The 23,008-nt window shown below is 69.6% G+C and carries 21 protein-coding genes and 1 tRNA gene; 16 read left to right on the top strand and 6 right to left on the bottom strand.

Annotation, left to right across the window (positions count from 1 at the left end):
* Window positions 1-75 precede the first annotated feature (75 nt).
* Entirely contained in the window at window positions 76-2,415 is a 2,340-nt protein-coding gene (locus ACN27J_RS08585) for a cellulose binding domain-containing protein (RefSeq protein WP_421364967.1), read from the top strand.
* 209 nt (window positions 2,416-2,624) lie between these two features.
* Here the strand turns inward: ACN27J_RS08585 and ACN27J_RS08580 are convergent, their stop codons facing one another.
* The gene (locus ACN27J_RS08580; RefSeq protein WP_421364965.1) at window positions 2,625-3,674 is read right to left on the bottom strand and encodes an LLM class flavin-dependent oxidoreductase; all 1,050 of its coding nucleotides are present in this window, start codon (window positions 3,672-3,674) and stop codon (window positions 2,625-2,627) included.
* A 98-nt stretch (window positions 3,675-3,772) separates the two neighbouring features.
* On the opposite strand from ACN27J_RS08580, the gene manD reads away from it, so the two are divergent.
* Complete coding sequence (gene manD / locus ACN27J_RS08575) at window positions 3,773-4,981, top strand: D-mannonate dehydratase ManD (protein WP_421364964.1); 1,209 nt, start codon at window positions 3,773-3,775, stop codon at window positions 4,979-4,981.
* Between the two features lie 127 nt (window positions 4,982-5,108).
* Here manD and ACN27J_RS08570 read toward each other — a convergent pair whose 3' ends face one another.
* Window positions 5,109-5,732 (bottom strand): GNAT family N-acetyltransferase, encoded by a 624-nt coding sequence (locus ACN27J_RS08570; protein WP_421364962.1) that lies wholly within the window; start codon window positions 5,730-5,732, stop codon window positions 5,109-5,111.
* The gene (locus tag ACN27J_RS08565; protein WP_421364960.1) at window positions 5,726-5,932 is read right to left on the bottom strand and encodes a hypothetical protein; all 207 of its coding nucleotides are present in this window, start codon (window positions 5,930-5,932) and stop codon (window positions 5,726-5,728) included. Before ACN27J_RS08565 ends, ACN27J_RS08570 begins: the two co-directional genes overlap by 7 nt.
* A gap of 600 nt (window positions 5,933-6,532) precedes the next feature.
* Here ACN27J_RS08565 and ACN27J_RS08560 point away from each other — a divergent pair.
* The 4 genes from ACN27J_RS08560 (at window position 6,533) to ACN27J_RS08545 (ending at window position 8,766) form a co-directional block, all read left to right on the top strand.
* Window positions 6,533-7,399 (top strand): helix-turn-helix domain-containing protein, encoded by an 867-nt coding sequence (locus tag ACN27J_RS08560; protein WP_421364958.1) that lies wholly within the window; start codon window positions 6,533-6,535, stop codon window positions 7,397-7,399.
* Window positions 7,392-7,583 (top strand): DUF397 domain-containing protein, encoded by a 192-nt coding sequence (locus ACN27J_RS08555; RefSeq protein ID WP_421364956.1) that lies wholly within the window; start codon window positions 7,392-7,394, stop codon window positions 7,581-7,583. The genes ACN27J_RS08560 and ACN27J_RS08555 overlap by 8 nt, the downstream gene beginning before the upstream one ends.
* A gap of 350 nt (window positions 7,584-7,933) precedes the next feature.
* Window positions 7,934-8,650, top strand: coding sequence for an SDR family NAD(P)-dependent oxidoreductase (locus ACN27J_RS08550; RefSeq protein WP_421364955.1), 717 nt, complete (start codon window positions 7,934-7,936; stop codon window positions 8,648-8,650).
* A gap of 35 nt (window positions 8,651-8,685) precedes the next feature.
* The gene (locus ACN27J_RS08545) at window positions 8,686-8,766 is read left to right on the top strand and encodes a DUF397 domain-containing protein (RefSeq protein WP_421372158.1); all 81 of its coding nucleotides are present in this window, start codon (window positions 8,686-8,688) and stop codon (window positions 8,764-8,766) included.
* A gap of 178 nt (window positions 8,767-8,944) precedes the next feature.
* Here ACN27J_RS08545 and ACN27J_RS08540 read toward each other — a convergent pair whose 3' ends face one another.
* The 3 genes from ACN27J_RS08540 to ACN27J_RS08530 all read right to left on the bottom strand — a co-directional run bounded on the left by ACN27J_RS08540 (window position 8,945) and on the right by ACN27J_RS08530 (window position 11,664).
* Complete coding sequence (locus tag ACN27J_RS08540) at window positions 8,945-10,888, bottom strand: M48 family metallopeptidase (RefSeq protein ID WP_421364953.1); 1,944 nt, start codon at window positions 10,886-10,888, stop codon at window positions 8,945-8,947.
* A gap of 3 nt (window positions 10,889-10,891) precedes the next feature.
* Complete coding sequence (locus ACN27J_RS08535) at window positions 10,892-11,452, bottom strand: LemA family protein (RefSeq protein ID WP_421364952.1); 561 nt, start codon at window positions 11,450-11,452, stop codon at window positions 10,892-10,894.
* A gap of 135 nt (window positions 11,453-11,587) precedes the next feature.
* Window positions 11,588-11,664: transfer RNA gene (locus ACN27J_RS08530), tRNA-Leu, on the bottom strand.
* Between the two features lie 106 nt (window positions 11,665-11,770).
* Here ACN27J_RS08530 and ACN27J_RS08525 point away from each other — a divergent pair.
* From ACN27J_RS08525 to polA, 10 genes are all read left to right on the top strand, one after another.
* Complete coding sequence (locus ACN27J_RS08525; RefSeq protein WP_123602467.1) at window positions 11,771-12,388, top strand: ANTAR domain-containing response regulator; 618 nt, start codon at window positions 11,771-11,773, stop codon at window positions 12,386-12,388.
* Between the two features lie 305 nt (window positions 12,389-12,693).
* Entirely contained in the window at window positions 12,694-13,818 is a 1,125-nt protein-coding gene (locus ACN27J_RS08520; protein WP_421372157.1) for a branched-chain amino acid ABC transporter substrate-binding protein, read from the top strand.
* Between the two features lie 99 nt (window positions 13,819-13,917).
* Window positions 13,918-14,868, top strand: a complete 951-nt coding sequence (locus tag ACN27J_RS08515) for a branched-chain amino acid ABC transporter permease (RefSeq protein ID WP_421364950.1) — start codon at window positions 13,918-13,920, stop codon at window positions 14,866-14,868.
* A complete protein-coding gene (locus ACN27J_RS08510; RefSeq protein ID WP_421364949.1) occupies window positions 14,865-15,974 on the top strand; it encodes a branched-chain amino acid ABC transporter permease in 1,110 nt (369 codons plus the stop codon). The genes ACN27J_RS08515 and ACN27J_RS08510 overlap by 4 nt, the downstream gene beginning before the upstream one ends.
* Entirely contained in the window at window positions 15,967-16,785 is an 819-nt protein-coding gene (locus ACN27J_RS08505) for an ABC transporter ATP-binding protein (RefSeq protein ID WP_421364947.1), read from the top strand. Before ACN27J_RS08510 ends, ACN27J_RS08505 begins: the two co-directional genes overlap by 8 nt.
* The gene (locus tag ACN27J_RS08500) at window positions 16,775-17,485 is read left to right on the top strand and encodes an ABC transporter ATP-binding protein (protein WP_278170019.1); all 711 of its coding nucleotides are present in this window, start codon (window positions 16,775-16,777) and stop codon (window positions 17,483-17,485) included. Before ACN27J_RS08505 ends, ACN27J_RS08500 begins: the two co-directional genes overlap by 11 nt.
* A 40-nt stretch (window positions 17,486-17,525) precedes the next feature.
* Complete coding sequence (locus ACN27J_RS08495; RefSeq protein WP_421364945.1) at window positions 17,526-18,425, top strand: ABC transporter substrate-binding protein; 900 nt, start codon at window positions 17,526-17,528, stop codon at window positions 18,423-18,425.
* 13 nt (window positions 18,426-18,438) lie between these two features.
* Window positions 18,439-19,440, top strand: coding sequence for an amino acid ABC transporter permease (locus tag ACN27J_RS08490; protein ID WP_421364943.1), 1,002 nt, complete (start codon window positions 18,439-18,441; stop codon window positions 19,438-19,440).
* A complete protein-coding gene (locus ACN27J_RS08485) occupies window positions 19,437-20,222 on the top strand; it encodes an amino acid ABC transporter ATP-binding protein (RefSeq protein WP_421364941.1) in 786 nt (261 codons plus the stop codon). The genes ACN27J_RS08490 and ACN27J_RS08485 overlap by 4 nt, the downstream gene beginning before the upstream one ends.
* A 66-nt stretch (window positions 20,223-20,288) precedes the next feature.
* The gene (gene polA / locus ACN27J_RS08480) at window positions 20,289-22,976 is read left to right on the top strand and encodes a DNA polymerase I (protein ID WP_421364939.1); all 2,688 of its coding nucleotides are present in this window, start codon (window positions 20,289-20,291) and stop codon (window positions 22,974-22,976) included.
* Window positions 22,977-23,008: the final 32 nt, after the last annotated feature.

Genomic DNA, 23,008 nt, shown 5'->3' with positions numbered 1-23,008 from the left:
CCACCGGGCGTACGCCCCGGCCGGGCAGCCGGGCGTCCGTCCGTTGCCGCCCGCCCTCTGCTCCCGGAGACTCTCATGCGCAATGTCCCTCCCAACAGTTCCCGGTCCCAGCCCGGGAATCCCCGCCGAGCCCTGCTCGCCGTCGCGACCGCGGTGGCCACCGCGGCCGGTGCCGGCGTGGCCACCACGATCCTCGCGTCGCCGGCCGCCGCAGCCGCCGGCTGCGCGGTCGACTACCGCGTCACCAGCCAATGGCCCGGTGGCTTCGGCGCCAGCGTGTCCGTGACCAACCTCGGTGACCCCGTCACCTCCTGGCAGCTGACCTGGTCGTTCGGCGCCGGGCAGACGATCACCCAGGCGTGGAACGCGGCGGTGACGCAGAACGGTGCCCAGGTCACCGCGGACAACGTCGGCTACAACGGGAACCTGGCCACCAACGCCAGCACCGAGTTCGGCTTCAACGGATCCTGGAACAACAGCAGCAATCCGGTCCCGACGACCTTCGCGCTCAACGGGACCACCTGCACCGGCGGCGTCGCGCCGACCACCGCACCCCCGCCGACGACGGCACCCCCGACCACGGCACCACCGACGACCGCCCCACCGACCACGGCGCCACCGACCACGGCGCCACCGCCCACCACCCCGCCGCCGACGCCGGGGCCCGGCGCCAAGCAGATGGAGGACCTCGACCGGGGGCTGATCAGCGTCCGCTCCGGATCCGGCAACCTGGTTTCCTGGCGGATGCTCGGCACCGAGGCCGCCGGCACCGGCTTCCACGTCTACCGTGGCTCCACCCGGGTCACCTCGTCGCCGGTCACCGCGTCGACCAACTACTACGACGCCGGTGCCGCGTCCAACGCCAGCTACACGGTCCGGGCGGTGGTCGGCGGCGTCGAGCAGCCCGCGTCCCCGGCGTCGCTCACCTTCGCCGACGGCTACCTCGACGTACCGCTGCAGGTGCCGCCGGGCGGCACCACCCCGTCCGGGGAGTGGTACAGCTACTCGGCGAACGACGCCAGCGTCGGTGACCTCGACGGTGACGGGCAGTACGAGATCGTGCTCAAGTGGGATCCGTCCAACGCCAAGGACAACTCCCAGTCCGGCTACACCGGTAACGTCTATGTCGACGCGTACCAGCTCGACGGGACCCGGCTGTGGCGCGTCGACCTGGGTCGCAACATCCGGGCCGGGGCCCACTACACCCAGTTCCAGGTGTACGACTACGACGGCGACGGCCGGGCCGAGGTGGCGATGAAGACCGCCGACGGCACCCGCGACGGCCGGGGCACCGTGATCGGCAACGCCGGCGCCGACTACCGCAACTCGTCCGGTTACGTGCTCTCCGGTCCGGAGTTCCTGACCATGTTCGACGGCCAGACCGGTGCGGCGATGTCCACCGTCAACTACGTGCCGGCCCGGGGCAACGTGTCGTCCTGGGGCGACTCGTACGGCAACCGGGTGGACCGGTTCCTCGCCGGCACCGCCTACCTGGACGGCCAGCGACCATCGTTGATCATGTCACGCGGCTACTACACCCGCACCGTCATCGCCGCCTGGGACTTCCGCAACGGCAACCTCACCCAGCGGTGGGTCTTCGACTCCAACTCGTCGGGCAACGGCAGCTACGCCGGGCAGGGCAACCATTCGCTGTCCATCGCCGACGTCGACCGCGACGGCCGCGACGAGATCGTCTTCGGCGGTGCCACCATCGACGACAACGGTCGCGGGCTGTGGAACACCAGCCTGAACCACGGCGACGCCGGCCACGTCGGTGACCTCGACCCGGGGCGGTCCGGGCTGGAGTACTTCAAGGTCCAGGAGGACGGCTCGAAGCCGTCGTCGGCGCTGATCGACGCCCGCACCGGGCAGATCATCTGGCAGACCCCGACCGGCGGGGACAACGGCCGGGGCGTGTCGGCGGACATCTGGGCCGGCAGCGCCGGTGCCGAGTCCTGGTCGTCGGCGGTGGACGGGCTGCGCTCGCCGACCGGCGGCAACGTCGGACGCAAGCCGTCGTCGGCCAACTTCCTCAGCTGGTGGGACGGCGACCCGGTCCGGGAACTGCTCGACCAGACCCGGATCGACAAGTACGGCACCTCCGGCGACACCCGGCTGTTGACCGGCTCCGGGGTGGCATCGAACAACGGCACCAAGGCGACCCCCGCGTTGTCGGCCGACCTGTTCGGCGACTGGCGGGAGGAGGTCATCTGGCGGACCAGCGACTCCCGCGCGTTGCGGATCTACGCCACCCCGCACACCACCGACCGACGGATCCACACCCTGATGCACGACCCGCAGTACCGGGTGGCGGTCGCCTGGCAGAACACCGCCTACAACCAGCCGCCACACCCGTCGTTCTTCATTGGCGCCAACATGCCGGCACCACCGACGCCGAACGTCTACTTGCGGTGAATGTCTACCTTCTGGTGAATCCGGCGGCCGGCTGAGTGAGCCGGCGGCCGTAGACGCGCCGACGGGGGACCGGAACCCGGTCCCCCGTCGGCGGACGCGACGACATCCACCCCACGCGTGATCTCGTGCGTCGAACCATCACCTGCCAAAGACGATAGCCAGCGGACCGTCGCGCGGCGGTGACCAGCTGATGAAGCTCCTGTTTCCGGCTATTGATCGCCGTCCGTGGGGTGACCCGGGTCACCGGCCACCAGCTCGAACGAGCGCACCCGGTCGGCGACGTCGTACACCATCGTGGTCAACATCAGCTCGTCGGCACCGGTGCGCTCGCGCAACTCGTGCAGCGCCCGCCGGACCGTGTCGGGGGAGCCGACCGCCTGCTCGTCGTTGCGTTGGCGGATGAACTGCCGCTCGAGATCCGTGTACGGATAGGCGGCCGCTTCCTCCGGGCTGACCAGTGCCTCCGGCCGCCCAGCGCGCAGCCGCAGGAACGCCAGGGCGGCCGGGCCGGACAGCCACTCGGCCCGCTCGTCCGACTCGGCGCAGACGACGTTGACCGCGACCATCGCGTACGGCCGGTCCAACCACACCGACGGGCGGAAATGCTGCCGGTACAGCGCGAGCGCCGGCAGCGTGTTGGCCGCACTGAAATGGTGTGCGAAGGAGAACGGCAGACCCAGGGTGCCGGCGAGCTGGGCGCTGAATCCGCTGGAACCGAGCAGCCAGATCGCCGGTGACTGCCCGGCGTGCGGGGTCGCGGCGATCGGTCCGGCGTCGCCGCGCAGATAGCCGATCAGGGTCGCCAGCTCCTGCGGGAACGTCTCGGCGCCCAGCCCGGCCATGGTGCGCCGCAGCGCCAGTGCGGTGGCCTGGTCGGTGCCCGGGGCCCGGCCGATGCCGAGATCGACCCGGCCCGGGTGCAGCGCCTCCAACGTGCCGAACTGCTCGGCGACCACCAGCGGCGGATGGTTGGGCAGCATCACCCCGCCGGAGCCGACCCGGATCGTTGAGGTGGCCGCAGCCAGGTGGGCGAGCAGCACCGCCGGGGCCGAGCTGGCGATGGCGGGCATGTTGTGGTGTTCGGCCACCCACAACCGGTGGTAGCCGAGCTGCTCGACTCGGCGGGCCAGCTCGGTGGTGTGCCGCAGCGCCTCACCGGCGGATCTGCCGGCGGCGACTGGGGCCACGTCGAGGACGGAGAGCGGTACGTCGATCACACCTGTGCCCAACCCGGTGCCGCGCCCGGATCTTCCCGCCACCCGGATCTTCCCGCCGCCCGGATCTCCCGGCATCGTCGGTTCGGCTAACCTCGGCGGCGAGCGGCAGCCGGCCGCCGCGCAGACGAGGAGACTGGTCGATGCGGATCGTGGACGCCCGGGTGATCGTGACCTGCCCGGGCCGCAACTTCGTCACCTTGAAGATCGTCACCTCGGACGGTGTGACCGGCGTCGGCGACGCCACCCTCAACGGCCGTGAACTGGCCGTCGCCAGCTACCTGCGTGACCACGTGGTACCGACGCTGATCGGTCGGGACGCGAGCCGGATCGAGGACACCTGGCAGTACCTGTACCGGGGTGCCTACTGGCGGCGCGGCCCGGTCACGATGAGCGCCATCGCGGCAGTCGACACCGCGCTGTGGGACATCAAGGGAAAGGTCGCCGGGCTGCCGGTCTACCAGCTGCTCGGCGGTCGCTGCCGCGACGGGGTCACCGTCTACGGCCACGCCAACGCCGAGACGGTCCCCGAGGTGCTCGCCGAGGTGGCCCGCTACGTCGACCTCGGCTACCGGGCGGTGCGGGTGCAGACCGCCGTCCCGGGCCTGCCGGCCACCTACGGCGTCGGCAAGGACCGGATGTTCTACGAGCCGGCCGACGCCGCGATCCCCACCGAGACCACCTGGTCGACCGAGCGCTACCTGGTGCACACCCCGCAGGTCTTCGCGGCGGTACGCGACGAGTTCGGCCCGCACCTGAAGCTGCTGCACGACGCCCACCACCGGCTCACCCCGATCGAGGCGGCCCGGCTCGGCAAGGACCTCGAACCGTACCGGCTGACCTGGCTGGAGGACCCGGTCCCGGCCGAACTGCAGGAGGGCTTCCGGCTGATCCGCCAGCACACCACCACCCCGATCGCCGTCGGCGAGGTCTTCAACACCATTTTCGACTGCCAGCAGTTGATCACCGAGCAGTTGATCGACTACGTCCGGACCACGGTGGTGCGGGCCGGCGGGATCAGTCACCTCCGGCGGATCTTCGACCTGGCGGCGCTGCACCACGTCCGCAGCGGCTCGCACGGCGCCACCGACCTGTCCCCGGTCTGCATGGCCGCCGCGCTGCACGTCGACCTGAGCATCCCCAACTTCGGTCTGCAGGAGTACATGCGGCACACCGAGGCCACCGACGAGGTGTTCCCGCACGCTTACCGGTTCGCCGACGGCTACCTGCACCCCGGCGAGGAACCCGGGCTCGGCGTCGACATCGACGAGTCCGCGGCGGCGCGCTACCCGTACGCGCCGGCGTCATTGCCGGTAAACCGACTCACCGACGGCAGCATGCACAACTGGTGACCCGACCCGACCCGACCCGGCCGGTCGGTTTCCCACCGGCACGCATCGATGTGAGGCTGAGATACCCTACGACGCAGGTTTGAGGTATCTCAGCCTCACATCGACGCGGCGCTGCGGCTCTTCCGGCTCAGCCGACGCGCAGTGCTGCGGCCATGGGTGGTCGGTCGACCGGGTCGCCGGAGCGGCGCATCGCCCACAGCGGCGGGCCGTCGGCCGGCAGGTGCGCCACCCGGACGATCCGGTAGCCGTGGCGTTCGTGGAACACCCGCTGTCGCTGGCTGCACGCCTCGACCACGGCCGGCATGCCGATCCGGTCGAGCCGGGCATGATGCGCGGCCAGCAGCGCCGACCCGATGCCTCGCCGTCTCAGCCAGGGTGCCGCCGCCAGGAACGCCAGATGGTGGTGCCGGCCTGTCGGCTCCACTCGGCCGGCGGTGAAGGTGTAGTGCGCGTACGGGCCGTGCCGGTCGCCGCAGGCCCGCAACCTGCGCCGTTGATGCTCCGCCGCGAGCAGCCGGTCTGCCGGGTGCGGGTACCAGATCGCGACTCCGTCGCAGTGGCCGACGACGTCGACGATCCCGTGCCGGACGCCGAACTCCAGCTCGGCGGTGAAGAACTGGTACATCGTCAGGTACCGCAGTGCGTGATCATTGATCAGCCAGGACACCACCGGGTCCAGCACACACGACTGCGCCAACAACTCCGCCAACGGCTCCACATCGGCAGTCGTGGCGGCCCGTACGGTCAGCATGGCCGCCACGTCCACAGCAGGAACCGGTCGAACAGCTCGGCCGCCGTCACGTCGGGCAGGTCGAACGCCGCCTCGGTCATCCGCTCCACCATGTATGTCGCCAACGCGACCGGCCCGAACACGCCCGCCAGCTCGACCCGCGCCACCAGACACGGCCAGGATCCGCCGCAGCCGGTGCACGACCACGACGGCCGCACCACTACATGAGCATCGCCGCCGCACGCGGACAGGTCCCGCAACTGTGCCCTCACCGCGACCACCGGCCCCGGTTCATTCGAGCCGCGTCTACCGCAGCCCGACCGACAGCACCCGCCCGACCAGCGCCGGCCGCGCCGGGCCGGCCGGCCGGCCCGGTCGGGCTGAACCGCATCGAATGCCGAGGCGCGCACTCCGGACACCGCAACGTCGCCCCACACCTCGGACACCATCGCTGCTTCAGCCGGAACGTGAAGAAGCCGACGCCGAGGCCGAGCAGCAGCCCGCCCATTGCGGTGATCAGCAAAAACACGTGTGACCTCCAGTCTTGACCAGCCGGACGTGGTCCGGGCTCTCATGTCCGATCTGCTGCGGTAGGCGACACGCGACCGACCTGCGGAGATCAGTTCAAAACTTATTGTCTACATCGGATCGCGATGGCAGGAGTTCCGCCTGTAGTCAGCTACGGTCCGGCATGACCAGTTCACGCTGCAACCCTCGTGGTGAGACAATCATGCTGAGACACGACTAGTGGGCGGTGATGCATGCGCCGTCTCGCGGCAAGCCGGACGACGCATCAAGATGAGACTGGGAGGATGGTGCCGATGGCTGAAGTGGGATCGACGGTGCCGCGGCGGGAGCTTGGCCGGCTGCTGAGGCAGGCCCGAGAGCAAGCCGGAATCGGCCTGGAGGCTGCGGCCTCCGACCTTGAGTGGTCGCGCGCCAAGATGTACCGCATCGAGTCAGGTCAGACCCCCGTGCGAGCGCTTGATGTCGACCAGATGTGCCGCCTGTACGGGGCGTCATCGGAGATGACCGAGGTCTTGATCAGCCTTGCAAAGGAGTCCAAGAGCAAGGGCTGGTACCACGCCTACGGGGAGGTCATCCCTCGATGGTTCGAGCTGTACGTAGGCCTTGAGTCTGCGGCCAGCCGCATTCGGACCTACGAACACGCCTTGGTGCCCGGCCTGTTGCAGACACCCGACTACACCGCCGAGGTAGCGCGAACTCGACAGGGTGTCAGCGAGGACGAAGTCGCCAAGCTCGTTGGCCTGCGGGCGGAACGTCAACGCCTGCTGGTCCGAAAGCGGCCGGCTGCCCCCTCTCTGGATGTCATTATCGAGGAGGCGCTCCTGCACGCTAGCGTTCCCGGCATGGCTGAGCAGATTGACCGACTCGTGGAGGCGGGCGTGGCGCCCAACGTGTCCGTCCGGCTCCTGCCACTCAGCAAGAAGTTGAGCCAGGTCGCTATTGCCGGCAGCTTCGTCATCTTGGATTTCCCGACCAATGGTGCCCGATCTGCAGAGCCAACGACCGTATACAACGAAGGACTTTCGGGAGCGCTCTACATCGACCGATTGGAAGAAGTGAGGGCGTACGCCGAGGTGTGGAACGCCCTTACGCGTCAGGCATTGAGCGTTGAAGAGTCCCGTAAACTCATGCAGGAAATCAAGGGGAGGAATCATGACTGACCTGACTGGTGCTGCGTGGCGAAAGAGTAGCCGAAGTAGCTCCCAAGGCAACTGTGTGGAGGTTGCAACCAACCTCCCAGGAATCGTCGCCGTCCGAGACAGCAAAGATCGGGAAGGGGCGACGTTGCTCTTCGCTTCTCGCGGATGGGATGCCTTCCTCGGCTTCGCCAGACTTTCGAGGTAACCATCTCGCAATGGTGACCGGTTGGAGGCCGCAAGGAGCCCTGCCCGGCGGTGACAAGCCGGGTGGGGCTCCTGTCTCCGCGTCCGTGCCCACGTAGGACACGCCCGGGCCGGCGGTGGGCGGCGGTCGGGCCGGCACCGGCAGTGGGGCAGCGGGCTGTGCAGCACCAGGCAGATTGTCCGTAGCAGCTCGACCTCCGGCGTGCACCGCGCAGCACCCGAGGTCGTGAAGACCCGGGTCCCTCCGGAACCACCACCGACTGATGGGCATCCACAGCCGCCTCACCAGGTACGACACCCCTGCCACCCGCGAGTTGGACGCACGCGTACGGAGTCTGGTCGCATAGCACGATGACATCGGGCGTCCAGCGGGTAGCCGTCGTCACTGGAGCCAACCGAGGGCTCGGCCGAGCAATCGCCCAGCAACTCGCACAGGCCGGCCTCCACGTGGTGGTCACCGCCAGAAGCGACGAAACCGCAGAGCGCACCGCCACAGAGCTGACCGGCCTCGGCCTGCCTGCCTCCGGCCACCAGCTCGACATCACCGACCCCGCCAGCGTCGCCCGTGCCATGGCCGACGTCGGCTACCAGTACGGCCGGCTCGACGTCCTGGTCAACAACGCTGCCATCGCCATCGACCGAGGCCAGGCCGCCAGCGCGGCCGACATGGAGAAGGTCGCTGCGACCCTCGACGCGAACCTCATCGGCACCTGGCGCTGGTGCACCGCCGCCATCCCCGAGATGAAGCGAAACGGGTACGGCCGGATCGTCACCGTCACCAGCCACATGGGTACGTCCGCCGAAATGGGCACCGGCAGCGTCTCCTACCGAGTCTCCAAAGCAGGCGTCAACGCGCTTACCCAGCCCCAGATCCTCGCCGCAGAGCTACACGAGCACAACATCCTCGTCAACGCGGCGTCGCCGGGGAAGGTCAACACTCGCCTCGCCTACGGAAAAGCCAACCACACCCCCGGCGAAGCAGCCGACACCTTCACCTGGCTGGCCACGCTCCCCGACAATGGACTCACCGGCGACCTCTTCTACAACCGCAAGCTACTACCCTGGTAGGTAGGAGATAGGCGGAAGTCGACCGGGGTGGAATCATGTCTGATCTGACCGGTGCGGAGTGGCGGAAGAGCAGCCGAAGTAGCTCACAAGGCAACTGCGTCGAGGTTGCAACTTGATCGGGACTGGGAGTCGATCCGCGCGCTCCGACAGCAACGCGTGCGCCGTGATCCACAGCGCTCCAGCTGACCACACGCCGGCGTGTCGGGTCGAAGAGACGCTGTGGATCACGGCTGTCCGAGGTCGGTCAGCGAGGAAGTCGTCACGAGCGCGGCTCCAGGGGCACGCTGTGAGCGGTCAGGCCGGCACCGGCAGTGGTGGCAGTGGGCTGTGCAGGATCAGGCAGATGGTCCGCAGCAACTCGACCTCCGGCACGGTCATCACCCCGTCGTGTCCGATCACCGCGACAGCCGCCGCTACCAGCCGGGACTTCTCCACTGGGCGCAGTTTGTCGAGGATCGGCCAGACCGATTCCAGCTCCAGTACGCCGCCCGCAGGCGGGGTGAACCGGGCGGATGCCTGGGGCAGGGCGTGCGCCGCACCGGCGGCGAAGGCCCGCTGCGCGGCGGCCGGATCCGGGTGCCCGGCCTGGGCGAGCACGCTGAGCAGCGTCTGTACGGCAGGTTGGCTGGCGCGCAGCGTACGGCGGCCGTGGCCCGGCTGCGACGATGGCCGCAGCGATTCGCGCAGCTCATCGCCGACGAGCCGGGACAGGCAGTACTCGAAGACGCTGACCCGGCCATCGGCCCGGACCAGGGTGGCCATCGCATCGGCGAGCGTGTCGCGTTCGGCCGGTGACCGCTGCGCCAACGCGGGGAAGGCGATCTCGGCCAGCGGCAGCCGCAGCATCGGGTGCAGGCCGGCGGTCCGCGCACCGGCCTGCCAGGCGGCGTCGGCGAGCGGGGTGCCGTACCGCTGGGTGATGGCGGCATGCTGGCCGGCGCGGACCTGCGGGTCGGCCGACAGCAGCAGGCCGAGGATCAACGGTGCCACTGTGTCCGGTCGACGGGCCTGCTCCGTCAGCTCCTGCGGGATCCGGGAGAGCAGGTCGGCGGCGTGTTGGTAGGCGCTCGCCGGCGGCGCGCCGATCCGGTCGACGACCTGGGCCGGGTCCATCGGCACCCGGGTGTCGTCGGCGGGCAACGCGGCGTCGGCGGGCAACGCGGCACCGCCCGGGGTGCCGCCGGTCAGCCCGAGCGCGCGGTCCTCGGCCAGCCCGGACGGCGGGGCCGCCGCCCACCGCCTGGACAGCGTGGTCAGCTCGGCCGGGTCGAAGCTGGGATCGAGCGCCTTGATCCGGTCGGCGATCGGTGGATGCGTCGAGAACAGCGCGGTCAGCCTGCCACCCGGCCCGAACAGCATGTGGCCGACCTCTTCGGACTTCGGACTCTTCAGCTGTGACCCGGCGGGCAGCCCGGCGATCTTCTTGAGCGCACCGGCCAGCCCGGCGGTCTGCCGGGTGAACTGCACCGCCGACGCGTCGGCCAGGTACTCGCGCTGCCGGGAGACCGACGCTTTGATCAGCCGGCCGACCAGCACACCGACGTACCCGGCGGCGATCATCGCCAGCCCGATCAGCGGCAGCGGGTTGCCGCCCCGGTTGTCGCTGCGGGTGCGGCCACCGCTGACGAATCCGGTGCGCAGTAGCCCGCGCCCGATCACCGCCAGGAACAGGATGCCGAACAGCAGCCCCATCAACCGGATGTTGAGTCGCATGTCGCCGTTGACCACGTGGCTGAACTCGTGCGCGATGACGCCCTGCAGCTCGTCGCGGTTGAGCCGCTCCAGGGTGCCACGGGTGACCGCGATGGCCGCGTCCGAGGTCGACCAGCCGGCGGCGAACGCGTTGATGCCCTCCTCGCGCGGCAGCAGGTAGATCTCCGGCACCGGCACGCTGGAGGCGATGGCGATCTCCTCCACCACGTTGCGCAGCCGGCGCAGCTGCGGGTCGGTGGTGTCCGGCGGCACCGGGACGCCGCCGAGCTCCCGGGCCACCCGCCCGCCGCCACCGCGCAGCGTGACGGTGCGGACCAGCGCCGCCAGGCCGATCACCGCAACGGTCGCCAGGCTGGTCACCACCAGCATGCCGAGGAGCGCGGCCGGTTGCCGGGACGCGCCGTCGAAGACGACGAAGACGGCGAGGTCGACCACGGCCACGATGCCGACGACGGCGGCCACGAACAGCACGACCAGCCGGGCGGAGACCCGCCGGACCTGACGCTGGCGCTCGAAGAAGTTCATCGATCAGAAGGTGATCCGGGGGGCCTGCCGCTGCTGCGGATCGTCGACCTCGAACGGGGCGGCCGGGCCGAACGAGAACATGTTCGCGATCATGCTGCCGGGGAACCGTTCCCGCTTGTTGTTGTAGCCCATCACCGCGTCGTTGTAGGCCTGCCGGGCGAACGCGACCCGGTTCTCGGTGGAGGCCAGCTCCTCGGTCAGCTGCATCATGTTCTGGTTGGCCTTGAGGTCCGGGTACGCCTCGGAGAGCGCGAACAACCGGCCCAGGCTCTGGGTCAGCATGTTCTCGGCCCCGGCGAGCTGCTGCATCGCCGCCGGGTCGCCCGGCTTGCCGGTCGCGGCGGCCTGCGCGTCGACCGCGCCGCCGCGAGCGGCGATCACCGCTTCGAGCGCCTCACGTTCGTGTCTCATGTACCCCTTGGCGACCTCGACGAGGTTGGGGATGAGATCGTGGCGTCGGGTCAGCTGTACGTCGATCTGGGCGAACGCGTTCCGGAACGCGTTACGGGCGGTGACCAGTCCGTTGTACACCGCCACGCCGTACCCGGCGAAGACCAGCACCACCAGCGAGATTATGCAAAAGAGTGCAATGACCAGCTCCATAACCAGCCGAGCCTACGCCCTCGGCGTGCTCGGTGACCCTGGTCTTGGACATCCGCAGCGGCTGGCGGGTCGACGACGGCGTGCCGGCCGGTCGGGTGGTGCCCCCGGTGGGATTCGAACCCACACTGTCGGAGGTTTGAGCTCCGTCTCTCTACCGGTTGGAGTACGGGGACCTTTGTCGGGTCTGGGGCCCGGCTACGGCAAGCCTACCTACTACGCTGAAGGCGGCGACACCCAACCCGGTGGGTGTCGGGTGGCAAGCGTTGGGGGTAGGGGTACGTGGCCGACACGCAGGCGGGTGCCGAGCGCAGGCGGGTGCTGATCGCGGAGGACGAGGCGTTGATCCGCCTCGATCTGGCGGAGATGCTCCTGGAGGAGGGCTACGACGTGGTCGGCGAGGCCGGGGACGGCGAGACGGCCGTCCGGCTCGCCGAGGAGCTCAAGCCCGACCTGGTCATCCTTGACATCAAGATGCCGATCATGGACGGGTTGGCGGCGGCCGAGCGGATCGCCGGTGGCCGGATCGCCCCGGTGGTCATCCTCACCGCCTTCAGCCAGCGGGACCTGGTGGAGCGGGCCCGGGCGGCGGGTGCGATGGCGTACCTGGTGAAGCCGTTCCAGAAGAGTGACCTGGTGCCGGCGATCGAGATCGCGCTGTCCCGCTACTCCGAGGTGGCCGCGCTGGAGTCGGAGGTCGCTGGCCTGACCGACCGGCTGGAGACCCGCAAGGTCGTCGAGCGGGCCAAGGGCATGTTGATGACCTCGTACGGCATGACCGAGCCGCAGGCGTTCAAGTGGATCCAGCGGATGGCGATGGACCACCGGATGACCATGCGCGACGTCGCCGACCGGATCCTGGCCGAGACGCCCGGTGAGGCCGCCAGCCAGCAGCAGTGAGCCGAGGCCGCCAGCCAGCAGTAGTGAGCCGCTGCCCCGGCATCGACGTCGGGGGATGACGGTCGTCTCGTGTTACAGCCATACGGGCAGTCAGGCCACGCTACGTAACGTTTTTGTCAACGGCCCTTCCTGAACCTTACGGCGTGCCCGGCAGGTGGGATAGCGTCCCGCCCCAAGGCCGGGATAACGGCTGGGTGCGTGCTTCCCGCAAGAGCCAATCGGCAGTGGGTGGTTCGGGCCAATTGGATCTAGGAGGGTTTCGAGCCTTGAAGCGTAATCTTGTCCGCGTGCTCGGCGGCGTCGCCATGATGGCGCTCGTCGCGGGCGGCGCCGCCTGCGGCGGCGGCGACGGCGACACTACGGAAGCTGGCGGCGATGCGTGTGGTTACAAGATCGCCTTTTTCGGGGCGCTGACCGGCCCCTCTGCGGCGCTCGGCATCAACGAGAACAACGGTGCCGCGCTCGCGGTCGAGCAGTACAACGAGGCGAACCCGGACTGCGAGGTCGAGCTGGTTGGCCTGGACTCGCAGGGCAGCCCGGACCAGGCGCCGGGTCTGGCCCAGCGGGCCATCGACGACGAGAAGATGCTCGGCATCGTCGGTCCGGCGTACTCCGGTGAGTCGGAGGCGGCCGGCCCGCTGTTCGCCGAGGCCGGTCTGGTCACCATCACCCCGTCGGCGACCCGGCCGAGCCTGGCCGACCAGGGCTGGCCGACCTTCTTCCGGGGCGTCGGCAACGACCTGAGCCAGGGTCCGGCCGCCGGTGTCTACATCCGCGACGTGCTGAACGCGGAGAAGGTCTTCGTCATCGACGACCAGTCGGCGTACGGCGCCGGGCTGGCCGACGAGGTCAAGAACGTCCTCGGTGACCTGGTTGTCGACTCCGACAAGGTCCAGGGCGAGGGCAAGCAGGTCGACTTCTCCGCGACCGTCACCAAGGTGCGTTCCTCGGAGGCGGAGGCGGTCTTCTTCGGTGGCTACTACCAGGAGGCCGGCCTGATCCGTAAGCAGCTCACCGACGCGGGCATCACCGCGACGATGGTTGCCGGTGACGGCGTCAACGACCCGGCGTTCGTCGAGTCGGCCGGTGCGGCTGCGGCCGAGGGCACCATTCTCACCTGCCCCTGCCAGCCGGCCACCGAGGCGCGCGGTAGCTTCGCCGCCGACTACGAGGCGCTGCACGGCAGCCCGCCGGGCACCTACAGCGACACCGCCTACGACGCGGCGAACATCATGCTCGAGGGCATCAAGGAGGGCAACACCACCCGCGAGGCGCTGCTCGAGTGGGTGCGTGGCTACGAGGGCGAAGGCGTCGCGGCCAGCTACAAGTTCGACGAGAAGGGCGAGATGGACGTCAACCAGGTTGTCGTCTGGGCGTTCAAGGTCGTCGACGGCGAGGTCGTGGCGGACCAGGAGATCCCCAAGCCCTGATCCGCCCGATCGGCGAGATCAGCTGTCTAGCGGGTGCGGCCGGGAGCACGCTCCCGGCCGCACCCGACTCTTTTCCCAGCCCTCGATGGAGCACCCTCCTTGGACGTCAACGGACTGCTCTCGAACTTCGGAGAGCTCACCACGACCGGCTTGACACAGGGCGCCATCTATGCCCTGGTCGCGCTGGGCTACACGCTGGTCTACGGCGTGCTCAGACTCATCAACTTCGCCCACTCCGAGGTCTTCATCGCCGGCGCGTTCGCCGCGCTGTGGACCTGGGGCGCGCTCGGCCTGACCCAGGACTCGGTGGTCAGCGGAGTGGGCCAGATCGTCTTCTACTTCCTGATCGCGATGGTCGCCGCAGCGCTGGCGTCGGCAGCGACCGCGACCCTGGTCGAACGGGTCGCGTACCGGCCGTTGCGCAAGCGCAACGCGCCGCCGCTGGCCTTCCTGATCACCGCGATCGGCGCGTCCATCGTGATGGCCGAGGCGTTCGGGATCTACACCCGGCGGTTGCCGCAGGGCCTGCCGACCATCATCAGCAACGAGCCGTGGTTCACCGTCAACGGTGTGCCGGTCAGCATCGTGCAGGTGCTGACCGTCGTCGCGGCGCTGGGCATGATGATCGGCCTCGACCTGTTCATCAACCGCAGCCGAATGGGCCGGGGCGTGCGCGCCGTCGCCCAGGACCCGAACACCGCCGCGCTGATGGGGGTCAACAAGGACCGGATCATCATGATCATCTTCGTGATGGGCGGCCTGATGGCCGGCGTCGCCGGCCTGCTCTACAACGTCCGCATCGGGGTGCTCACCTACAGTGTCGGCTTCCTGCTCGGGCTCAAGGCGTTCACCGCAGCCGTGCTCGGCGGGATCGGCAACCTGCGCGGCGCGCTGCTCGGCGGCTTTCTGCTCGGCGTGGTCGAGAACTACGCCTCCGGTCTGTTCGGTACGCAGTGGAAGGACTTCGTGGCCTTCGCCGTGCTGGTCGTCCTGCTGATGTTCCGGCCGACCGGCCTGCTCGGCGAATCCCTGGGGAGGGCGCGGGTATGACCAGTCTGCGGACCAAGCTGCACGACGCACGCGGCGAGCTCTCCGACCGCTGGCACCACATGCCCAAGTGGACCCGCTGGGTGCTGATCGCCGCCGTGGTGGTGTTCTTCTACGCCCTGCCCAACGAAGGCTTCTACCAGCACCTCGGGCCGATCCCGACCACCGAGTCCAACTTCGGTCAGGTCCTGTTCACCGTCTCCATCTACGTGCTGCTGGCGGTCGGGCTGAACATCGTGGTCGGCTTCGCCGGCCTGCTCGACCTCGGCTACTTCGGCTTCTTCGCCGTCGGCGCGTACACGGTCGCGGTGCTCACCTCGCCCAGCAGCGACCTCAAGACGCTCTGGCCGTGGCTGGCGGCGCTGCCGCTGGCGATCGGCATCACGATGATCTCCGGCCTGATGCTCGGCACCCCGACCCTGCGGCTGCGCGGCGACTACCTGGCGATCGTCACCCTCGGCTTCGCCGAGATGATCCGGATCGCCGCGGTCAGCTCCGAGTTCCTCAAGGGCCAGCGCGGGCTCAACCAGATTCCGCACCCGCCCGGCGAGTACGCCGACGGCAAACCGGTCTTCGGCGTACTCGACGCCCGCCCGTACTACTGGCTGGTGCTCACCCTGATCATCGTGGTGGTGATCCTGGTCAGCAACCTCAACCGCAGCCGGGTCGGCCGGGCCTGGGTCTCGATCCGGGAGGACGAGGACGCCGCCCAGCTGATGGGGGTGCCCACCTTCAAGTTCAAGCTGTGGGCGTTCGCCATGGGCGCGGCGATCGGTGGGCTTGCCGGCGCGTTGTTCGCCGGCAAGCAGAACTTCGTCAGCTCGCAGAACTTCGAGCTACTCAACTCGATCATCATCCTGGCGGCGGTGATCCTCGGCGGCTCCGGCAACATCGTCGGCGCGATCGTCGGCGGCGGCCTGGTGGCGTACCTGATCGAACGCTTCCGGGGCATCGAGCTGTTCGGCATCGAACTCTACGAGTACCGGTTCCTGGTCTTCGGCCTGACTCTCGTGATCATGATGATCTTCCGGCCGCAGGGCCTGATCGCCAACCGGCGACGATCCGCCGAGTTCAAGGACCGCCGAAAGGAGGTGGCCGTCGGTGGCTGACACCGAAGCGACCGGGACCGGCCCGACCGCCGCGACCCGCGAACCCCTGCTCGAGGTCGACCACGTCACGCTGCGCTTCGGCGGCGTGGTCGCCCTGGACGACGTGAACTTCACCCTCTACAAGGGCGAGATCCTCGGCCTGATCGGCCCGAACGGGGCCGGCAAGACGACCTGCTTCAACGCGATGACCGGCATCTACCGGCCCACCGAGGGCGAGATCCGGTTCCGCGGCCAGCGGATCACCGGCAAGAAGCGCCACCAGATCACCAAGATGGGCATGGCCCGGACGTTCCAGAACATCCGGCTGTTCCCCGAGATGACCGCACTGGAGAACGTCCAGGTCGGCGCGGACGCCCACCACAAGACCAGCGTCATCTCGGCGATGCTGCGGCTGCCACGGCACTGGCGCGAGGAGCGTGACGGCCGGGAGAAGGCCCGCGAACTGCTGGACTTCGTCGGCATCGGCCACCGGATCAACGAGATGGCCCGCAACCTGTCGTACGGCGAACAGCGGCGGCTGGAGATCGCCCGGGCGCTGGCCACCAGCCCGGTGCTGCTCTGCCTCGACGAGCCGGCGGCCGGGTTCAACCCGGCGGAGAAGGAGGAACTGCTCCAACTGATCCGGCAGATCCGCGACCGGGGCGTCACCGTGCTGCTGATCGAGCACGACATGCGTCTGGTCATGGGGGTCACCGACCGGATCGTGGTGCTGGAGTTCGGAAAGAAGATCGCCGAAGGCCTGCCCGCCGAGGTGCGGGACGACCACCGGGTGATCGCCGCCTACCTGGGAGTGCCCGACGATGCTGCTTGAGATCGACGACGTCAGCCTGCTGTACGGGCGGATCCAGGCGCTGCACGGCATCAGCCTGACGGTGAACGAGGGCGAGATCGTCGCCCTGATCGGCGCCAACGGTGCCGGCAAATCAACCACCATGCGGGCGATTTCCGGCATCCGGCCGATCGCCGCCGGGCGGATCACCTTCGACGGCGAGGACATCTCCAAGCTCCGGGCCGACCTGCGGGTCCGGCGCGGACTGTGCCAGGCACCGGAGGGCCGGGGCATCTTTCCCGGCATGACGGTGCTGGAGAACCTCGACATGGGGGCGTACACCCGGCGCGACCGCGCCGGTATCGCCGCAGACCTGGACCGGGTGCTGGGCCTGTTCCCCCGGCTGGCCGAGCGTCGCAGGCAGCCCGGCGGCACGCTGTCCGGCGGCGAGCAGCAGATGCTCGCCGTGGGCCGCGCGCTGATGAGCCGGCCGAAGCTGCTGCTGCTCGACGAGCCGTCGATGGGGCTCGCCCCGATGCTGATCCAGCAGATCTTCGACATCATCGTGGAGATCAACCAGCAGGGCACCACGGTCCTGCTGGTCGAGCAGAACGCCCAACAGGCGCTGTCCCGGGCCCACCGCGCGTACGTGCTGGAGACCGGCCGGATCGTCAAGTCCGGCACCGGCGCCGACCTGCTGCACGACCCGGCCGTCAAGGAGGCGTACCTCGGTGTCGCCTGACCCGGCACCGGTACGACCCGACCACCCCCTCGGAGGAAACGTGACCACCTCACATCACCGGATCCGGCGGGCCGTCACCGGCGCCGCCGGAGCGTTCGCTCTGCTGCTGGCCGTCGCCAGCTGCGGGGAGCAGGACAGCGTCGAACAGCCGGGCGGCGCCGCGCCGAGCGCGTCGGCCGACGACGAGCTGGCCGCGCTCGTCCCGGACGAGATCAAGGCCGACGGCAAGATCCTGGTCGGCGTCGACGCGACCTACGCCCCGGCGGAGTTCCTCGACACCGACGGCAGCACCGTCATCGGCTTCGACGTCGACCTGTTCAACACCGTCGCGGGCAAGCTCGGCCTGACCACCGAGTACGTGCCCAGCCAGTTCGACGACATCATCCCCGGGGTGATGTCCGGCAAGTACGAGATCGGGGTCTCCTCGTTCACCATCAACGACGAGCGCAAGGCCCAGGTCGACATGGTGTCCTACTTCTCGGCCGGCACCCAGTGGGCGTCGCGGGCCGGGGAACCGGTCGACCCGGACGACGCCTGCGGCAAGCGGGTGGCGGTCCAGGCCGGCACCGTGCAGGTGGAGGACATCGAGGCCCGCTCGGCGGCGTGCGTCGAGGCCGGCGACCCGGAGATCGTCATCGAACAGTTCCAGGGGCAGGACCAGGCGACCACCTCGGTGGTCTCCGGCAAGAACGACGCGATGCTGGCCGACTCGCCGGTCTGCGCGTACGCGGTCCAGCAGACCAACGGCGAGCTGGAACTGTCCGGCGACATCTACGACTCGGCGCCGTACGGCTACGTGGTGGCCCAGGACCAGGCCGGGTTCGCCGAGGCGTTGGCCGAGGCGCTTGACGCGATCATCGCCGACGGCGGCTACGAGCAGGCGCTGAGCAACTGGGGCGTCGAGGCGGGCGGGATCACCGACCCGGCCGTCAACCCCTGAGCCCCGGCTGCCGATGTCCGCGGACAACCCTTCCTCCCCGGACGGCGTGACGCCGTCCGGGGAGGCACCCCCACCCGGGCCGCCTGCGCCCGAGTCCGGGTCGCCGGAGCCGGCGCGCAGCCGACCCGAGCCGATCCGGGCGGTGCCGGTACGCCGGCCGGGCCGTTGGTTGGCGGTCGGCGTGCTCGCCGTACTCGCCGCGATGTTCGTCCACCTGCTGGTCACCAACGACCGGTTCCAGTGGACTTTCATGATCGACAACATGTTCCGGCCGCCGATCGTCGAAGGCGTGCGGACCACCATCACGATGACCCTGCTCGCGATGGTGATCGGCGTCGCGCTCGGGGTGCTGGTCGCGGTGATGCGGCTGTCCGGCAACCCGGTCCTGGCCGGCGTCGCCTGGCTCTACACCTGGTTCTTCCGGGCGGTGCCCCGGGTGGTGCTGCTGGTGCTCTTCGGCAACCTCGGCATCCTCTGGGAGCGGCTGGAGTTCGGGCTGCCGTTCGACCGGCAACTCGGCGCGCTGTTCGGCGTCACCGACTTCGAGGCCCGGATCTGGGGCTTCGACGCCCGGACCGCGATCAGCGGTTTCGTCGCCGGTCTGCTCGGGTTGGCGCTGTCCGAGGCCGCCTACATGGCGGAGATCGTCCGCGCCGGCATCGGCTCGGTCGACCCCGGCCAGGCCGAGGCCTGCGCCGCGCTCGGCATGAGCCAGGGCCTGACTCTGCGCCGGGTGGTGCTGCCCCAGGCGATGCGGGTGATCGTGCCGCCGACCGGCAACGAGACCATCGCGATGCTCAAGGACACCTCGCTGCTGGCCTTCGTTCCGGTCACCAACGAGCTGTTCTTCCAACTGTCGGCGGTCGGCTCGCGGACCTTCCAGGTCTTTCCGATGCTGGTCGCCGCCTGCCTGTGGTACCTGGCGCTGACCAGTGTGCTGATGGTCGGCCAGTCCTTCGTCGAACGGCGGTTCTCCCGCGGCTTCGGCACCATCGCTGCGAAAGGGGCCCGATGACCGCGCCACCCGCCGGGTCGGACACCCTGATGGTGCACGCCGAGAACGTACACAAGTCGTTCGGCCCGGTCGACGTGCTCACCGGAGTGGACCTGGCGGTCCGGCCAGGTGAGGTGTGCTGCGTGATCGGGCCGTCCGGCTCCGGCAAGTCGACCTTTCTGCGCTGCATCAACCACCTGGAGAAGATCGACGCCGGGCGGATCCGGGTGGACGGGGAACTGGTCGGCTACCGGCAGCGGCGCGGCAAACTGCACGAGCTGCCGGCCCGGGAGGTGGCCGCGCAGCGCCAGCAGATCGGCATGGTGTTCCAACGGTTCAACCTGTTCCCGCACATGACCGCGCTGGACAACGTGATGGAGGCGCCGCTGCGGGTCCGCCGCCAGCCCCGGCCAGCGGTCCGTGAGCTGGCGGCGGCGTTGCTGGACCGGGTGGGTCTGGCGGACCGGGCGGACGCCTACCCGGGGCAGCTGTCCGGCGGGCAGCAGCAGCGGGTGGCGATCGCCCGCGCGCTGGCCATGCGGCCCAAGCTGATGCTGTTCGACGAGCCGACCAGCGCGCTGGACCCGGAACTCGTCGGCGAGGTGCTGGACGTGATGCGGGACCTGGCCCGGGACGGGATGACGATGATCGTGGTGACCCACGAGATCGGTTTCGCCCGGGAGGTCGGTGACTCGCTGGTATTCATGGACGGCGGGGTGGTGGTCGAGTCGGGCGTACCCCGGCAGGTCCTGGCCGACCCGCGGCACGACCGGACCCGGGCCTTCCTCAGCAAGGTGCTGTGACCCCGCGCCGCGCCCGGCGCGAGCCGCTCGGCACGGTGTCGTACCCCACGACTAGAGTCGCTTGACGTGACCGACGACGCGCCCCGCCTGTTGCTGCTCGACGGCCATTCGCTGGCCTACCGGGCGTTCTTCGCGCTGCCCGTGGAGAACTTCTCCACCAGCACCGGCCAGCCGACCAACGCGGTCTACGGCTTCACCTCGATGCTGATCAACGTGCTGCGCGACGAGCGGCCGACTCACATCGTGGTCGCCTTCGACGTCTCCCGCCGGTCGTTTCGCACTGAGCAGTACGCCGAGTACAAGGCCGGCCGATCGGAGAGCCCGGCCGACTTCGCCGGCCAGGTCAGCCTGGTCCAGGAGGTCCTCGACGCGCTGCGGATCCCGTACGTCAGCAAGGAGAACTACGAGGCGGACGACATCATCGCCACACTGGCCTGCGAGGGCCGCGACGCCGGGATGGACGTGCTGATCTGCACCGGCGACCGGGACGCCTTCCAGCTGATCGACGACCGGATCACCGTGCTGTACCCGCGTAAGGGCGTCTCCGACCTGGCCCGGATGGATCCGGCGGCGGTCACCGCCCGCTACGGAGTCGGCCCGCAGCACTACCGCGACCTGGCCGCCCTGGTCGGCGAGTCCAGCGACAACCTGCCCGGGGTGCCCGGGGTCGGGCCGAAGACCGCCGCCAAGTGGATTAGCCAGTACGGCGGGTTGGACGGCGTCATTGCCCAGGTCGACAAGATCAAGGGCAAGGCGGGGGAGAGTCTGCGTGAGCGCCTCGCCGACGTGCTGCGCAACTACGAGCTCAACCGGTTGATCGCCGACCTGGAGTTGCCGGTGGCAACCGCCGACGCCAAGTGGGCCGGCTGGGACCGCGAAGCCGTCCACCAGGTCTTCGACAGCCTGCAGTTCCGGATCCTGCGCGACCGGCTCTACCAGTACCTCGACGCCGTCGAGCCGGAGGCCGAAGCCGGCTTCGACCTGGCCGGCGAGGTGCTCGGCGCCGGGGCGGTCGCCCCCTGGCTGGCCGCGCACGCTCCGGCCGGGGCCAGCGTCGGCGTCGCGGTCGCCGGCGGCTTCGGCCGGGGCACCGGCGCCCTGACTGCGATCGCGGTGGCCACCGCCGCCGGGGCCGCCGCCTGGTTCGACCCGGCCGCGTTGGACGCCGCCGACGAGGCGGCGGTCGCCGGCTGGCTCGCCGACGACCGGCGGCGCAAGGTGCTGCACGACAGCAAACCGGCCCGGCTGGCGTTCGCCGCGCACGGCTGGTCGCTGGACGGCATCGACCGGGACACCGCGCTCGCCGCCTACCTGGCCCGGCCGGACCAGCGCTCCTACGACCTGGTTGACCTGGCGCTGCGCTACCTGCACCGGGAGCTGCGGGTCGACGCCCCAGACGACGGCCAGCTCACCCTCGACGGGCTCGGCCCGCAGAGCGAGGTCGAGCAGAACCTGATGCTGCGCGCCCGGGCCACCCTCGACCTGGCGGCGGCGATCGACGCCGAGTTGGCCCGCGACGGGGACGCCTCGACCCGGCTGCTCGCCGACGTCGAGCTGCCGCTGGTCGAGGTCCTCGCCGGCATGGAGCAGGCCGGCATCGCCGCCGACACCGAGTACCTGACCGAGTTGGAGGCGCAGTTCGCCGCCGAGGTCAAGGCCGCCGCCCAGGCCGCCTACGGGGTGATCGGCCGGGAGTTCAACCTCGGCTCACCCAAGCAGCTGCAGGAGATCCTCTTCACCGACCTGGGCCTGCCCAAGACGAAGAAGATCAAGACTGGCTACACCACCGACGCCGACGCGCTGCAGTGGCTGTTCGCCCAGACCGAGCATCCGCTGCTGGCCCACCTGTTGCGCCACCGCGACGTGGCCCGGCTCAAGTCGACCGTCGACGGGCTGCTCAAGTCGATCTCCGACGACGGCCGGATCCACACCACCTTCAACCAGACGGTGGCCGCCACCGGCCGGCTCTCCTCCACCGACCCCAACCTGCAGAACATCCCGATCCGCACCGAGGAGGGCCGCCGGATCCGGCGGGCATTCGTCGTCGGGGCCGACTACGAGTCGTTGCTGACCGCCGACTACAGCCAGATCGAGATGCGGATCATGGCGCATCTGTCCGGCGACGAGGCGCTGATCGACGCGTTCAACTCCGGCGAGGACTTCCACGCCGTCACCGCCGCGTCGGTGTTCCAGGTGCCGTTGGAGTCGGTCGACGCCGAGCAGCGTCGGCGGATCAAGGCGATGAACTACGGGCTGGCGTACGGGCTGAGCGCCTTCGGCCTGTCCCAGCAGCTCGGCATCGCCACCGACGAGGCGAAGGCGCTGATGGAGGAGTACTTCCGCCGGTTCGGCGGGGTCCGTGACTACCTGCAGGCGCTGGTCGGCCAGGCCCGTCAGGACGGCTACACCTCGACCATCCTCGGCCGCCGTCGTTACCTTCCTGACCTGGTCAGCGACAACCGACAGCGTCGGGAGATGGCCGAGCGGATGGCGCTCAACGCCCCGATCCAGGGCTCCGCCGCCGACCTGATCAAGGTCGCGATGCTGCACGTCGACACCGCACTGCGTACCTCGTCGCTGCGGTCGCGGATGCTGCTGCAGGTGCACGACGAGCTGGTCTTCGAGGTGGCGCCGGGGGAGCGGGCCGAGCTGGAAAGCCTGGTCCGTCGCGAGATGGGCGGCGCCCACCCGCTGTCGGTGCCGCTGGAGGTCTCCGTCGGGGTCGGCACCGACTGGCACACCGCCGGGCACTGACCGGCCGCCGACCGACGTCGGAGCCGCCGGCC

This window comes from Solwaraspora sp. WMMB762 (assembly GCF_049179115.1).
Classification (GTDB): Bacteria; Actinomycetota; Actinomycetes; order Mycobacteriales; family Micromonosporaceae; genus Micromonospora_E.
The sequence above is the reverse complement of the archived record's forward strand: the minus strand, read 5'-3'. Positions and strand labels throughout refer to the sequence as shown.